Genomic DNA, 13116 nt, shown 5'->3' with positions numbered 1-13116 from the left:
GTCATGCACCGTCCTTGTCGTGAGAGCCCTCGTGAGAGCGGTCGTCGTCCTCGAATCCCTGACTGACCTCGACGATCACTCCGTCGGGATCGCGGACCCAGACGGTCCGCCAGCCGCAGATGAAGTCGTCGAAGTCCAGCGGGCCGAGCGTCACGTCGGCGGCGTCCCCGATCTCCGCGAGGAAGGCGTCGACACTGTCGGTCTGGAAGGCGAGGTGGCGCATCCGGCCGGGGGCCTGCGGCCCGTCGTCCCGGGCCTGCCGGGCGGCGGGCCCGCCGGCGGGGAACAGCTCCAGGTAGGCGTCCCCCTTGCGCAGGAAGACGATCTGCGAGTCGCCGAGGTCCACCACGCGGGCCCGGGCGAACCCGAAGTACCGGCTGTAGAACTCCTCGGTGGTCTTCTGGTCGGTGCAGTTGAGGCCCACGTGGGACCAGCGCATCAGCCGGCCCCCCGCCCCCGCCCGGCGGCGATCAGCTCGATGATCCGGCGCGCGAAGAGGTGGTGGTGGGCGCCGGTGCGGCCGGTGACCAGGTCGCCGTCGACGACCACGTCCTCGTCCACGTACTGGGCGCCCATGTTGCGGACGTCGCCGATGAGGTTGTTGTGGCAGACCACCTTGCGGCCGCGCACCTTGCCGGGGATGGAGGAGGCCAGCCACATGCCGTGGCAGATGATCCCCTTGAGGACCGTCGGCTCCTCGAAGGCCCGGCGCAGCAGCTCCGTGGCGGGCGCCAGCACGTCCACGTCCTCGGTGTAGCGCAGCCGGTCGGCGACCATGCCCGAGGGCACGATGACGGCCGCGTACCGGCGCAGCTCCTCGTCGCTCAGCCCCTCCAGGGACTGGTCGGCGGTGAACGGCGCCCGGTACTCGTGCCCGGAGAAGGTGATGGAGTCGTTGCCCCACAGCCGGGTCAGGAAGTCGACCTCGGCACCCTCCTCGGCGAACCGGTGCCGGTAGTAGAAGATCTCCGGCTCGTAGAAGTCGCTCTCGACCAGGACCGCGATCCGGGTCCCGGTCAGCGCTCCCTCGCGCAGCACTGCGTCAGGCACGGGATTCCCCCTTGAGGAAGTCCGCCGCGCGTTCGGCGATCATCGCGATGGCGGTGTGGCAGTTGCCGGACGGCACCGCGGGCATCACGCTCGCGTCCACCACCCGCAGGTTCCGTACGCCGTGCACCCGCAGCCGGGGGTCGACGACGGCGAGGTCGTCGATGCCCATCCGGCAGGAGCCGGCCTGGTGGTGGTAGCTCTCGGACTTCTGCCGGGCGAAGGTCCGCAGCTCCTCGTCGCTCACGAACCCGGGCCCCGGCTGGAGTTCCTGCTTGTACCAGGGCGAGAACGCGGAGGTCGCGAAGATCTCCCGGGCGAGCTTGATGCCCTGCACCATCCGCTCCAGGTCCCAGCGGTCCCCGAGGTAGTTGGGGTGGATCAGCGGGTGTGCCAGCGGGTCGGGGCCGGCCAGCCGGATCCAGCCGCGGGACACCGGCCGGACCACTCCGGGCAGGATGGACACCGTGTCGGGGTGGTCCTGGCCGACGATCACGTCGAAGGGCACGTGGACGAAGGCGATCTGCAGGTCCGGGGCGGGCAGGCCTGGCTGCGAGGACAGGAACAGCGCGCTCTCGGACAGGTTCTGGGCCGGTGCCGGGAGCTCCTGGGTGACCTCGGCCATCAGGCCGGTCAGCACGTGGTTGTGGAAGTTCTCGCCGACGCCCGGTACGGCCGCGGTGACCGCGATGTCGTGCTCGCGCAGCCGGTCCGGGGAGCCGATGCCGGAGAGCAGCAGCAGCTTGGGCGATTCGATGGCCCCGGCCGCCACGATCACCTCGCGGCGGGCCCGGACGGTGTGGGTGCCCGGCTCCCCGGTGGTGCCGCCCGCGTCCTGCACGGTCCGTCCGGCGAAATCGGCGGGCGGGGTCGTCTGGACGTACTCGGCGCCGGTGCAGGTGTCCCCGTCGAAGAGCAGCCGGGTGGTGTGGGCGCCGGTCCGCAGGGTGAGGTTGGGCCGGGTGAGTGCCGGTTCCAGGTAGGAGGCCAGGGTGCCCTGGCGGCGGCCGTCGGCCACGTCGATGTGGTGCCAGCCGGTGCCGAACAGTCCGCCGCGCGGGCCGCCGGTGTTGAAGTCGGCGATCTCCTGGTGGCCGAGCTCGACGGCGGCGTCGATGAAGGCGCGGGAGACCGGGTTGGGGTTGTGCCGGCCGGCGTTCGTGATCCGCTGCGGGCCCCGGGTGCCGGTGGTGGCGGCGGTGACGTCCTCCTGCGCCTCCAGCAGCGCGAAGTACGGCAGGACGTCCTCGTAGGCCCAGCCGGCCGCGCCCTGGTAGGCCCAGTTGTCGAAGTCCGAGGCGTGGCCCCGGATGTGCATCATGATGTACAGGTTGCTGCTGCCGCCGGGTGCCTTCCCGCGCGGTTCGTAGGTGCGGCGGCCGTCCAGGCCGGGCTGCGGGACGCTGGTGTAGCCCCAGTCCACGGGCCCGCCGAGCAGCTTGTACCAGGACGACGGGTCGTCCACCTCGGGCGGGATGCGGGAGCCGCCGGCCTCCAGGACGAGGACCGAGACGTCCGGGTCCTCGGAGAGCCGGTTGGCCAGGACGCTGCCGGCGGTGCCGGAGCCCACGATCACGTAGTCGTACTCGGTGCTTCCACGGGTGCCCATCGGATCACCGCCCCCTCAGCCCTGGCTCAGGACCTGGAAGGGGACCGTGTCGTGGTAGTTCGCCATGTAGGCGATCTTTCCGTCGACGATCCGGAAGAAGTTCATGACCTCGGCCTCGATGGCCTCCCCGGAGGCGCTGACCGCGCTCAGGTGGGAGACGGCCGCCGCCTTCTCGCCGTCGACGAGGAAGTGGACGGGCTTGTTCTGGAAGACCCGGTACATGTCCCCCATGCCCTTCATCATCGAGCGCAGGGTGTCCAGGCCCTCGATGTGCCCGGCCAGCTGCTCGTCCATGACCTGGTCCTCGGCGAACAGGTCGCACCAGCGGTCCCAGTCCCCGGCGTTCGCGTACCGGTAGTACTCCGTCAGGATCTGACGCGCGTCCATCGCACTCCCCCTCATCGGTCCCTGCGGATGCCGTCCGGGCCGAACGGGGCCCAGAACTGGCTGAAGGCCGTGGCCGAGTCGCCGAACAGGCCGTCGCGGCCCTCGACGATCCGGCCGTCGCGCCAGCGCATGAAGTGGAAGACCTGGTAGTCCATCCGCTCGTACCCGGAGGCTCCCGACTCGGCCGCGCCCGCCCGCTGGGCGACGTTGCGGCACACGTCGGCGGAACAGTCCTCGCCGATCAGCACGGCCTCCAGGTCCATCCGGAAGGTGCCGCCGGTCAGCTTGTGGGTCTGCCCCATCAGTTCCAGGAAGGCGTCCAGGCTCTCGTACCAGCCGGCCAGCGGGTGGTTGCCGGGGACCAGCCAGCGCAGGTCCTCCGCGTAGTACTCCAGGATCCGGTCGCGGTCCCCGGAGCCCAGCGCCCGGTAGGCGGCCTGCACCCGCTCCCGTGTCACCTCGGTCATCGTCTGCCTCGCAGCTCTCTCACAGGTTGCCCGAACCGGGCATCGGCGCCAGTTCGTTGACCACGTACGTCTTGATCTGCGGCCCCTCCGGACCGGGTACGAGGATCCAGGTCTGGTCGGCGTCGAAGCCGAGCCACTGGCTGCGGGGGCCCGGCGCGTCCCAGATCTTGGCCTGCCAGTTGACCAGCACCCGCACGGTGGCGCGGCCGCCCGCGTCCTCGATGACCGGCTCGACCTTGGTGACGGTGTGCACCTCGTCGAAGAACCGGTTGGTGACGGCCGCGTACCACCGTCCGAAGCCCTGGTGGCCGGTGAAGGTGTCCTCGGGGACCTTGAACTCCAGGTCCGCGGTGATGAACTTCAGCACCTGGTCCAGCGGAATGTGCTGGTCCAGGGCCGCGTACCACTTCTCGGCGAAGCTGCGGATCGTGTCCTCGGTCAGCCGCTCGGCGGGCATGCGTCCTCCCTCTCTCTGCCTGGGATGTCTCAGATCTGGATGTCGACGAGGAACGGGCCGGGGTGGCCGAGCATCCGGCCCACCGCCGCGACGGCCTCGTCCGGCTTCTCCACCCGCATCCCGCCGGCCCCCAGCGCGCGGGCCAGCCCGGCGAAGTCGATCTCGGGGTGGGAGAGGTCGAAGGAGCCGGGGAACTCGTGCGCGGCGATGTCCCGTTCCCGCCAGTACTGCGCGATGTTGTCGTCGAGCAGCCGGTACTTGCGGTTGTTGCAGACGACGAACTTCGCGTCGATGCCGTGCCGGGCGGCGGTCCACAGCGCCTGGTACGTGTACATCGACCCGCCGTCGCCGGCGAACCCGACGACCAGCCGGTCCGGACGGGCCAGTTTGGCCCCGACCGCGCCCGGGAAGCCGACCCCGAGCGAGCCGCCCCGGGTGAGGTGGTAGTCCCCAGGCCGCTCCGCCGGCAGATGGCGGGTGACCAGCGGCGAGGTGGTGAGCGCCTCGTCGAAGACGATCAGGTCGCCGCCGGTCCGCTCGGCCAGGGTGCGCAGGAAGACGGCCATCGGCGTGCCGTCGTCGGCTGCGGCCCCGGTCTCGCGGGCCCGCTCCCGGGTGCGGACGTCCAGCCGGGCGGCCGCGGCCGCCCGCCGCTGCGGGCTGATCTCCCGTTCCAGCACCCCGGCCAGGGCGCGCAGCGCCTGCTTGGGGTCGGCGGCCAGGCCCAGGTCCACCGGGTGGTTCTTGGCGATCTCGTAGGCGTTGAGGTCGATGTGGACGATCCGGGCACCGTCCCGGAACGGGCTGGCCAGTTCCGGGAAGACCTCGGGGAACACATAGGTGCCGACGATCAGCACCGCGTCCGCGTCCTGCACGAGCGCCTTGCTGTGCGGGCCGAACATGTGGCCGGTCTGGCCGCGCCGCAGCGGGTGCGAGGCCGCGATGTTGACCTCGGAGGAGTCCACCTCGTACACGTCGGCGCCCAGCAGCTCGGCGACGGCGGCGAGTTCGTTCTGGGCGCCGGAGAGCGACACCCCGTCACCGATCAGGACCACCGGCCGCTCCGCCGGGGCGAGCAGTTGGGCGGCCCGCCCCACCGAGGCCGGTGAGGGCGCCACATCGGTGAGCGGCACGGTGGCCGGCAGCACCGGCTCGGAGTTGAGCTCGTCCAGTACGTCCATCGGGAGGGCGACGAACACCGGTCCGCGCGGCGGGGTGAGCGCGATCTTCACGGCCCGCCGGATGGTGCGCAGGACCGAGTTCGGGTCGGTGACCCGGGTCGCGTACTTGGTGACCGGGCGGGCCATGGCCACCAGGTCGGCGGCCATCTGGGCGTCCATGGCGTCGTACCGGACCCCCGCGTCGCCCGCGACCACGACCAGCGGGGTGTGGCCGCGGAGCGACTGGTAGAGCATGCCGATGCCGTTGCCCAGGCCCACACCGGAGTGCAGCTGGAGCAGGGCGGCACCGCCGGTGGCCCGGGCGTAGCCGTCGGCGATGCCGGCGGCCACGGTCTCCTGGAGGGCGAGGATGTACCGGAAGTCCTCCGCCGCGTCCACCGCGTCGAGGAATCCCTGTTCCACGGTTCCCGGATTCCCGAACATCACATTCAGGCCGTCGGCCTTGAACTGCTCGATCAGCCTTTCCCGTCCGGGAGTGGGCTGCTTTTTCGGCGTGGACCCCATGCCGTTTCCCCCTATTGTTACCACCCGTACCGGGTGAGACCGTCCTCCAGGACTTCCACGATCTTCTGACCCGTGAGGTACGAGTCGGGAGTCGAACGCCCCGTGACGAACGGGAAGTCCACGATCACCGAGACGGGCTTTCCGAAATTGCCGTGGTACGCGCCGCGCGGGCCGGTGGCGTCGCGCAGGATGTACTCCAGCGGGTAGGGGGGCGGGCCCATGTTGAAGTCGGTACCGAGGAATCCGGTGCCGTCCTTGTAGTCGTACTCCTTGCAGTGGCCGGTGACGTGCTTGCCCCGGATGATGCTCTTGCGGTCGCTCCAGTCCCGGGCGAAGGCCAGGCAGGCCACGCCGTAGCACTCGGCGGCCACGACCTTGCCGGCCTTCTCGAAGGCCAGGATCAGGGCGTGGACCCGCTCGTTGTTGGCGAGGTCGGCGATCGGGCCGCTGCCGCCCACGATGAGGATCGCGTCGTAGTCGGCGATGTCCGCGTCGAGTTTGTCGAGATCGCGGTGGTACTGCTCCAGCTTGCGCAGATAGCCCTCGTCGCTCGTGTACGGGCGCTCGGGCACCCAGGCCTCGATGTCGAGCGGCGAGTCCAGCCGGCTCGACTGCTCGAACTCGCGTCCCAGCCGGGCGTTCTCCTCGGTGGTCACCGAGCGGCCCAGCGGCGGGTCGATGTAGTTCGCGTCGAGACTCGGCGGAAGTGCGTGCGCGCGCTTTCCGGTCGGGGTGGCGAATACGACTTCGTAGCCCCGCTCATCGAACTTCGATACGGGGCCTATCAGTTCTTCGGCCCAGTAACCGTGTTCGGAGACAATGACCAGAATCTTTCTGCTCACGGATTCCTCCAGGCGCCGCCTGTTGTCGTTGGCGTGCTCCACACTGGTGGCGTCCCGGGCCTGCGTCAAAGCGCCCGTATGCGACTTCGTGAGGTAGAAGGCCAGGTCGTCGGGGCACTTCAGGAAGTCGTCGGCAGAGGTCATGAAGTCGGTTCCGGACTTCCTGACTTCGGCCGAATCGGTGAACCACCGGCGGGGCCCCGCCCTATCTTCTGGAAACGAATCATGGGGACGGAACACGGGGACGCGTCACGGGAAGGGACGGGGCGATGGACACCATCTGCACGCACATCGATCAGATACGTCCGGTACGGGCGGGCACGGAGGGATGCGAGGAGTGCCTGGCTCTCGGCGACGGCTGGGTGCACCTGCGGATGTGCCTGAGCTGCGGGCACGTCGGCTGCTGCGACTCCTCGAAGAACCGGCACGCCACGAAGCACTTCCGGACGACCGGGCACCCCATCGCCGCCTCCCACGAGCCGGGTGAGGACTGGGCCTGGTGCTACCCCGACAAGCTGATGCTGGACGCGGCGTGAGCGCCGCGCCGGAGACCGCGGGGAGCGCCGCGGACGCCGCCTCGCGCGCCGAGAACCGCAAGCCCGTCATCCTGGCGGTGGACGACGACCCACAGGTGCTGCGGGCCGTCCGCCGCGACCTGCGCAGCGCCTACGGCGACCGGTACCGGGTGCTGGGCGCCTCCTCGGCCGCCGACGCGCTGAAGATCCTGGACTCCCTCGACGAGCGCGGCCACGACCCGGCCCTGTTCCTCGTCGACCAGCGCATGCCGGACGTGACCGGCGTCGAGTTCCTGCTGGAGGCGGTCAGCCGCTTCCCGGACGCCCGGCGCGTACTGCTGACGGCCTATGCGGAGACGGACGCGGCGATCACCGCCATCAACCGGGTCCGGCTGGACTACTACCTGCTCAAGCCCTGGGACCCGCCGCACGAGCGGCTCTTCCCGGTCCTGGACGACCTGCTGTCGGACTGGCTGGCCACCTACCGGCCGGCGTACGACGGGATCATCGTCGCCGGCCACCTGGTGTCCCCAGGCACCCACGCCGTACGGGACTTCTTCACCCGCAACGGCCAGCCGTTCCGTTTCCTCAACGTGGAGCGGGACCCCGAGGCGCTGACCCTGATCGCCGCCCAGCCCGATGCGGCGCTCCCGCTGGTCCGCTTCCCGGACGGGTCGGTGCTCTCCGCGCCGACCGACACCCAGCTCGCCCAGCGGCTGGGCCTGGCCACCACCGCCTCCCGCCCGCACTACGAGTGCGTGATCGTCGGCGCCGGCCCGGCCGGCCTGGCCGCCGGGGTGTACGCCGCCTCCGAGGGCCTCTCCACCCTGATGCTGGACTCCCGCGCCCCGGGCGGGCAGGCCGGCACCTCCAGCCTGATCGAGAACTACCTGGGCTTCCCGTCGGGCCTGTCCGGCGGGGACCTGACCCGCCGGGCCACCATCCAGGCCTCCCGCTTCGGCGCGGAGATCCTGCACCCGGTGGAGGTGGTCTCGCTGACCCGGGACGACCCGGCGAAGATCCTCACCCTGGCGGACGGCACCGAGATCTCCGCGGAAACGGTGCTGCTGGCCACCGGGGTGGCGTACAACCGGCTGCAGGCGCCGGGGGCGGAGCGTTTCGAGGGTGCCGGCCTGTACTACGGCGCGGCCACCACGGAGAGCTCGGCCTGCATCTCCCAGCACGTGTTCATCGTCGGCGGCGCGAACTCGGCCGGGCAGGCGGCGATCCACTTCGCCAAGTACGCGGCCCGGGTGACGATCCTGGTCCGCGCCGAGTCGCTGGACGCGAGCATGTCCCGCTACCTGATCGACGAGATCGACCGCACGCCCAACATCGAGGTCAGGGTCCACACCACGGTCACCGCCCTGGAAGGCGGCGAGCACCTGGAGGAGATCACCCTCCACGACTCCGAGACCGGCACGGACACCACGATCCCGGCCCGCTTCATGTTCACGTTCATCGGCGCCCGCCCGCACACGGACTGGCTGGCCGGGGTGGTGGAGCGGGACGACCACGGGTTCGTGCTGACCGGCTCGGACCTGATCGCCAACGGCGGCGAACTGCCGGCCGAATGGAGCCTGGAGCGCGCCCCCTATCCGCTCGAGACGAGCGTCCCCGGCGTCTTCGCGGCGGGCGACGTACGGGCGCATTCCGTCAAGCGGGTCGCCTCGGGCGTGGGCGAGGGGGCGATGGCCGTCTCCCTGATCCACCGCTACCGGTCGATGGGCTGAGAGCGAACGCGGGCCGCGGAGGGTTGTGATCAAGGCCACAACGGATGCAACGTTGATTACATGATTACAGCAGAACAGCGAGAAGAGCTCCGCGGCTGGTTCGCCGGCCGCCTTCCGGTGGACGTCTACGAGGAGGTCCTCGAGGTCGTGGTCGACCGCGAGGAGATCACCGTGGTCGGCCGCCCGCCGGCCGACGAGTCGGCGGCGGACTTCCGTGAGCGCACCCGGGAGCAGCGCATCGAGGTGGCCCGCGAGGCCGAACAGCTCTACCGCCGGAAGGTCGCCTGGGGCGTCCGGGTGGGTGACGAGCGCATCCTGTTCACCCACCTGGCCGTACCGGTCATGACCCGGCTCCGCCAGTCGGAACGCCAGGTCCTGGACCTCCTGGTGGCAGGCGGAGTAGCCCGCAGCCGGGCCGACGCCCTCGCCTGGTGCGTCCGCCTGGTGGGCCGCAACACCGAATCCTGGCTGGCCGACCTGCGCGACTCCCTCGACCGGGTCCAGCGGGTCCGCGCACAGGGACCCGACGTGACAGATGCGGACGTACCGGACTCCGACTCCCAGAAGTCCGGGTCCGAATGACGGATCCCGCCCCCGCGAACCGATGATCCGGAAGGGTGGGCGCGGCGGCGCGCACCCGCCCGGCCGAACACAGGGAGAGGCACGACATGACCACGACCGTCGAGTACATCCGCTACCGGATCGCGTTAGACGACCAGCCGGCGTTCGAGGACGCCTACCGGCAGGCCGCCCAATCGCTGGCCGCCGCGCCGGAGTGCATCGACTACGAGCTGACGCGCTGCCAGGAGGAGCGGGAGCGGTACATCCTGCGCATCCGCTGGACCTCCGTCGAGGACCACCTCCAGGGCTTCCGCAAGGGTGAGCACTTCCCGGCCTTCTTCAGCGCGATCCGCCCCTACGTGACGGCCATCGAGGAGATGCAGCACTACCTCCCCACGGACGTGGCCGGCACGGGAAAGGCCTCCGGACAGTCATGACCACCCCCACGATCTACGAATGGATGGGCGGGGCGGAGGCGATGAACCGCCTCACGGACGCCTTCTACGGGCACGCGCTGCAGGACGAGATCCTGGCCCCGGTCTTCGCGGGCATGGACGAGGAGCACCCCGGGCACGTGGCCGTCTGGCTCTCCGAGGTCTTCGGCGGCCCGGCGGACTACACCGCCCACCACGGCGGCCACCAGCACATGGCCACCAAGCACCTGGGCCGCGCGATCACCGAGAAGCAGCGCCGCCGCTGGGTGGACCTCCTCCTCGACACCGCCGACGAGGTCGGGCTGCCCACGGACCCCGAGTTCCGCGCGGTGTTCGTCTACTACATCGAGTGGGGCACCCGCATGGCCCTGATCTACTCGGGCGAGAAGCCTCCCCCGGTGGACGCGGCCAAGATCCCCATCTGGGGCTGGGGCCAGACCCCACCCTGGATCCCGAAGTCCTGAAACCCCGGCGGGGTCGGCCTCGTCCGGCCCCGCCGACATACGGAGCCGGGGCGCAGCCCCGGGGGCCCGGGGCGCAGCCCCGGTTTCGGGAAGGGGCGGGGTGGGGGAACTAGCGCCGCGCAGCGGCCACCACCACCTCCAGCGCCGGCTCCACCTCCGCCTCCCGCCAATAGGCGGCCGCCTCCTCCAGCACCTCCCGCAAGACCTCCCAGTCGCGCGGCCGGGCCTCGGCCAACCCCTCCCAGCGCGTCACCGCCACCAGCCACCCCGGAACCTCCGGCAGCCACGACAGGTCTGTCAGGCAGTCCGCCAGCGCGTCCCAGTTCCGTCCGAACCACTCCGGCAGTGCGAACGCCTCCGCGCAGGCGTCCATCAGCCGCGCCTTCGTCCGTACGCCGTCCAGGTCGAGCCGTACGACTGCCCAGCCCGCCTGTTCGGCGGCCGCCAGGGCAGGGGCCAGCGGATGCGGGTCCATGGTCATCGGAGAACCGCCTTGAAGGTCTGGTAGTGGTCGTCCGTGTAGTAGAACTCCCCGCCCCGACCCGTCACGATCCGCCGGGCGCCCCGGTCCCGCTCCCCCGGCGTCTGCACGGTGAACTCGTGGTAGTAGCCCCGCTTCTGCCGGGGCAGCTGCCGCTCGAAGTTGCCGAAGACCGTCCCGTCCTGCCGGTAGGGGTAGGGCCCGCCCTCGTCGATCAGGGAGAGGGTGTCCCGGGCTTGCTGCGGCAGCGCGTCCGCCCGGACCGTCTTCATCCCCTCGGCCCATGCGGGCGTGGCGACGACGCTCGGCGATGTCACCGAGGTGACGCCACCGCCGCCTCCGCAGGCGGCCACGGCCAGGCACAGGAACACGGCCCCCAGCGCTTGCAGCAGCCTTCGGGGTACGTTCCGGAAGATCATGCGCCGATGGTGCCAAATATCCGATTCGTCCGCGAATCAGCCACCGGGCCGGCACCCGGGCCGGGCAGGGAACGGCACCTCAGTTGTCGGGGTCGGCCCGCTCCAGCGCCGGCCGCAGACCCGGCTCCGACTCCGTCAGCAGGTAGTCCGCCGCAGCCGTGTCCGTGACCAGGCTGGTCACCAGCCCGGACCGCAGGACCGCCCCGATCGCCGACGCCTTCCGCAGCCCGCCCGCGATCGCCACGACCTCCGGGATCCGCCGCAGCCGGTCCGCCTCGACGGTGATGCACCGCTCCCCGAGGTCCCGGCCGACCCGCCGCCCCTCGGCGTCGAACAGGTGCGCCGACATCTCCGCCGCCACGCCCAGCGAGGCGTAGTGCGCCCGCTCCTCGTCGGACAGCATGTCGTGCACGGTCGAGATGCCCGGCTCCCAGGAGCCGATGGACACCGCGGCGACCGTCACCTTGTCGAAGTACTCGAAGGCCCGGGCGATCCCGGTCTGGTTCCGCAGCGCCGCCGCCGTCGCCGGGTCGGGCAGCAGCATCGGCGCGTAGATCGGGTGGGCGTCGCCGCCCGACACCTGGGCCGCCCGCCGTACCGCCTCCACCGACCCGCGCTCGGCCGTCCCGGCGTCGTACACCCCGGTCAGCTGCACCACGGTGCACTGGGGCAGCCGGTGCAGGGCCGCGGCCATGTGGATCGTGGACCGGCCCCACGCCAGGCCCAGCACGTCGCCCTCGTTGACCAGCTCGCCGAGGAGGTCCGCGGCCACCGCCCCCAGGTTCTCGGGGTCGGGCGCGTCTTCCGTCACCTCGGCGGGCGATTCGACGACCACGGCGTGCCGCAGCCCGTACCGGGCGCGCAGCGCGTCCGAGCGCTCCGCGTCCAGCTCGGCCGGTACCCGGATCTCGATGCGTACGAGATCCCGCTCCAGGGCGGTCTCCAGGACCCGGGCCACCTTGAAGCGGCTCACGCCGAACTCCTCGGCGATCTGGATCTTGGATTTGCCCTCGAGGTAGAAGCGGCGGGCCATGGCCGCCGCCTGCACCAGCTCCGCGGGTCCCATCCGCAGGGCTGACCGTCCCGCCGACATTGCAGACACCGCGTTCTCCTCACTGCTGTTCACACTCTCGACTCGCCGTTCATCCTGTCAGATCCGGCGGCCGCCGATCAGCCCGGACGTCCAGCGTTCACCGAGCTGTTCATCAACGCTTGTTTCAGTGGTCGCACGCCCAGTCCGTGCTCGCACGCCCGGTCAGTGGTCGCACGCCCAGTCAGTGCTGCACCCCCCGGTCAGTGGTCGCACGCCCAAGGGGCCGCGGCGATCGCGGCGCCCGCCTGCTCGCGCAGGGTGCGCACGGCGGCGGCCGGGTCGACCGCCCCGTAGACCGCGCTGCCCGCGACGAACACGTCGGCTCCGGCCTCGGCACACCGCTCGATGGTGGAGGCCGAGACACCGCCGTCCACCTGGAGCCACAGCTCCAGGCCGTGCTTGGCGATCAGCTCCCTGGTCCGCCGGATCTTCGGCAGCATCACGTCCAGGAACGGCTGTCCGCCGAACCCGGGCTCCACGGTCATGATCAGCAGCATGTCGAGCTCGGGGAGGATGTCCTCGTACTGCTCGATGGGGGTGGCCGGCTTCAGCGCCATCGACGCGCGCGCCCCCTTGGCCCGGATCTCCCGCGCCAGCCGTACGGGCGCCCCGGCGGCCTCGGCGTGGAAGGTGACGGAGCCGGCGCCCGCCTCCACGTACTGCGGGGCCCAGCGGTCGGGGTCCGCGATCATCAGATGCAGGTCCAGCGGAATGTCCGTGGCGCGGCTGAGGGACTCCACGATGGGCATCCCGAGGGTGAGGTTCGGGACGAAGTGGTTGTCCATGACGTCGACGTGCAGCCAGTCGGCCCCCTTCACCGCCTTCGCCTCTTCGGCGAGTCGGGAGAAGTCCGCGGACAGGATGCTGGGATTGATCTGAACGGCCATGCGACAAGCGTGCCATGCCCACCGCCGCTTCCCGC

Annotated in this window: 17 protein-coding genes; 5 read left to right on the top strand and 12 right to left on the bottom strand. The window is 71.0% G+C overall.

Features of this window, described 5'->3' with window-relative positions; translation table 11 throughout:
- Position 1: 1 nt before the first annotated feature.
- From AB0447_RS19530 to AB0447_RS19495, 8 genes are read right to left on the bottom strand one after another with little or no spacing between them, the layout of a single operon-like run.
- Positions 2-439: a VOC family protein gene (locus tag AB0447_RS19530; protein ID WP_366477932.1), complete on the bottom strand. Its 438-nt coding sequence runs from the start codon at positions 437-439 to the stop codon at positions 2-4.
- The gene (locus AB0447_RS19525; RefSeq protein WP_366477931.1) at positions 439-1050 is read right to left on the bottom strand and encodes a DJ-1/PfpI family protein; all 612 of its coding nucleotides are present in this window, start codon (positions 1048-1050) and stop codon (positions 439-441) included. The genes AB0447_RS19530 and AB0447_RS19525 overlap by 1 nt, the downstream gene beginning before the upstream one ends.
- Positions 1043-2656, bottom strand: coding sequence for a GMC oxidoreductase (locus AB0447_RS19520; protein WP_366477930.1), 1614 nt, complete (start codon positions 2654-2656; stop codon positions 1043-1045). Before AB0447_RS19520 ends, AB0447_RS19525 begins: the two co-directional genes overlap by 8 nt.
- 15 nt (positions 2657-2671) lie before the next feature.
- Positions 2672-3043 carry a nuclear transport factor 2 family protein gene (locus AB0447_RS19515; protein ID WP_366477929.1) on the bottom strand — a complete coding sequence of 124 codons (372 nt, stop codon included), beginning with the start codon at positions 3041-3043 and terminating at the stop codon, positions 2672-2674.
- Positions 3044-3054: 11 nt separating this feature from the next.
- Positions 3055-3510: a nuclear transport factor 2 family protein gene (locus AB0447_RS19510; protein ID WP_366477928.1), complete on the bottom strand. Its 456-nt coding sequence runs from the start codon at positions 3508-3510 to the stop codon at positions 3055-3057.
- A 19-nt stretch (positions 3511-3529) separates the two neighbouring features.
- The gene (locus AB0447_RS19505) at positions 3530-3967 is read right to left on the bottom strand and encodes a nuclear transport factor 2 family protein (protein WP_366477927.1); all 438 of its coding nucleotides are present in this window, start codon (positions 3965-3967) and stop codon (positions 3530-3532) included.
- A 29-nt stretch (positions 3968-3996) separates the two neighbouring features.
- A complete protein-coding gene (locus AB0447_RS19500; protein WP_366477926.1) occupies positions 3997-5652 on the bottom strand; it encodes a thiamine pyrophosphate-binding protein in 1656 nt (551 codons plus the stop codon).
- A gap of 17 nt (positions 5653-5669) precedes the next feature.
- The gene (locus AB0447_RS19495; protein ID WP_366478002.1) at positions 5670-6494 is read right to left on the bottom strand and encodes a type 1 glutamine amidotransferase domain-containing protein; all 825 of its coding nucleotides are present in this window, start codon (positions 6492-6494) and stop codon (positions 5670-5672) included.
- 269 nt (positions 6495-6763) lie between these two features.
- Here AB0447_RS19495 and AB0447_RS19490 point away from each other — a divergent pair, with 269 nt between their 5' ends.
- The 5 genes from AB0447_RS19490 to AB0447_RS19470 all read left to right on the top strand — a co-directional run bounded on the left by AB0447_RS19490 (position 6764) and on the right by AB0447_RS19470 (position 10201).
- The gene (locus AB0447_RS19490; RefSeq protein ID WP_366477925.1) at positions 6764-7030 is read left to right on the top strand and encodes a UBP-type zinc finger domain-containing protein; all 267 of its coding nucleotides are present in this window, start codon (positions 6764-6766) and stop codon (positions 7028-7030) included.
- On the top strand, positions 7027-8742 hold the full coding sequence (locus AB0447_RS19485) for an FAD-dependent oxidoreductase (RefSeq protein ID WP_366477924.1): 1716 nt from the start codon (positions 7027-7029) through the stop codon (positions 8740-8742). Before AB0447_RS19490 ends, AB0447_RS19485 begins: the two co-directional genes overlap by 4 nt.
- 60 nt (positions 8743-8802) lie before the next feature.
- A complete protein-coding gene (locus tag AB0447_RS19480; RefSeq protein ID WP_366477923.1) occupies positions 8803-9324 on the top strand; it encodes a hypothetical protein in 522 nt (173 codons plus the stop codon).
- 86 nt (positions 9325-9410) lie between these two features.
- A complete protein-coding gene (locus AB0447_RS19475; protein WP_366477922.1) occupies positions 9411-9740 on the top strand; it encodes an antibiotic biosynthesis monooxygenase family protein in 330 nt (109 codons plus the stop codon).
- A complete protein-coding gene (locus AB0447_RS19470; RefSeq protein WP_366477921.1) occupies positions 9737-10201 on the top strand; it encodes a group II truncated hemoglobin in 465 nt (154 codons plus the stop codon). The genes AB0447_RS19475 and AB0447_RS19470 overlap by 4 nt, the downstream gene beginning before the upstream one ends.
- A gap of 109 nt (positions 10202-10310) precedes the next feature.
- Here AB0447_RS19470 and AB0447_RS19465 read toward each other — a convergent pair whose 3' ends face one another.
- The 4 genes from AB0447_RS19465 to rpe form a co-directional block, all read right to left on the bottom strand.
- Positions 10311-10682 (bottom strand): barstar family protein, encoded by a 372-nt coding sequence (locus AB0447_RS19465; RefSeq protein WP_366477920.1) that lies wholly within the window; start codon positions 10680-10682, stop codon positions 10311-10313.
- On the bottom strand, positions 10679-11101 hold the full coding sequence (locus tag AB0447_RS19460; RefSeq protein WP_366477919.1) for a ribonuclease domain-containing protein: 423 nt from the start codon (positions 11099-11101) through the stop codon (positions 10679-10681). The genes AB0447_RS19465 and AB0447_RS19460 overlap by 4 nt, the downstream gene beginning before the upstream one ends.
- A gap of 79 nt (positions 11102-11180) precedes the next feature.
- Positions 11181-12194 (bottom strand): sugar-binding domain-containing protein, encoded by a 1014-nt coding sequence (locus AB0447_RS19455; protein ID WP_366478001.1) that lies wholly within the window; start codon positions 12192-12194, stop codon positions 11181-11183.
- A gap of 200 nt (positions 12195-12394) precedes the next feature.
- Complete coding sequence (gene rpe / locus AB0447_RS19450; RefSeq protein WP_366477918.1) at positions 12395-13081, bottom strand: ribulose-phosphate 3-epimerase; 687 nt, start codon at positions 13079-13081, stop codon at positions 12395-12397.
- Positions 13082-13116 lie beyond the last annotated feature (35 nt).

This window comes from Streptomyces sp. NPDC051211 (assembly GCF_040689505.1).
GTDB lineage: Bacteria > Actinomycetota > Actinomycetes > Streptomycetales > Streptomycetaceae > Streptomyces.
The sequence above is the reverse complement of the archived record's forward strand: the minus strand, read 5'-3'. Positions and strand labels throughout refer to the sequence as shown.

Bases quoted from the DNA above. Each gene is read 5' to 3' on its own strand.
- AB0447_RS19465 (WP_366477920.1), bottom strand. From the start codon at position 10,682: ATGACCATGGACCCGCATCCGCTGGCCCCTGCCCTGGCGGCCGCCGAA.
- AB0447_RS19460 (WP_366477919.1), bottom strand. From the start codon at position 11,101: ATGATCTTCCGGAACGTACCCCGAAGGCTGCTGCAAGCGCTGGGGGCC.
- AB0447_RS19455 (WP_366478001.1), bottom strand. From the start codon at position 12,194: ATGTCGGCGGGACGGTCAGCCCTGCGGATGGGACCCGCGGAGCTGGTG.
- AB0447_RS19530 (WP_366477932.1), bottom strand. From the start codon at position 439: ATGCGCTGGTCCCACGTGGGCCTCAACTGCACCGACCAGAAGACCACC.
- AB0447_RS19500 (WP_366477926.1), bottom strand. From the start codon at position 5,652: ATGGGGTCCACGCCGAAAAAGCAGCCCACTCCCGGACGGGAAAGGCTG.
- AB0447_RS19490 (WP_366477925.1), top strand. From the start codon at position 6,764: ATGGACACCATCTGCACGCACATCGATCAGATACGTCCGGTACGGGCG.
- AB0447_RS19480 (WP_366477923.1), top strand. From the start codon at position 8,803: ATGATTACAGCAGAACAGCGAGAAGAGCTCCGCGGCTGGTTCGCCGGC.
- AB0447_RS19505 (WP_366477927.1), bottom strand. From the start codon at position 3,967: ATGCCCGCCGAGCGGCTGACCGAGGACACGATCCGCAGCTTCGCCGAG.
- AB0447_RS19515 (WP_366477929.1), bottom strand. From the start codon at position 3,043: ATGGACGCGCGTCAGATCCTGACGGAGTACTACCGGTACGCGAACGCC.
- AB0447_RS19475 (WP_366477922.1), top strand. From the start codon at position 9,411: ATGACCACGACCGTCGAGTACATCCGCTACCGGATCGCGTTAGACGAC.
- AB0447_RS19510 (WP_366477928.1), bottom strand. From the start codon at position 3,510: ATGACCGAGGTGACACGGGAGCGGGTGCAGGCCGCCTACCGGGCGCTG.
- rpe (WP_366477918.1), bottom strand. From the start codon at position 13,081: ATGGCCGTTCAGATCAATCCCAGCATCCTGTCCGCGGACTTCTCCCGA.
- AB0447_RS19470 (WP_366477921.1), top strand. From the start codon at position 9,737: ATGACCACCCCCACGATCTACGAATGGATGGGCGGGGCGGAGGCGATG.
- AB0447_RS19520 (WP_366477930.1), bottom strand. From the start codon at position 2,656: ATGGGCACCCGTGGAAGCACCGAGTACGACTACGTGATCGTGGGCTCC.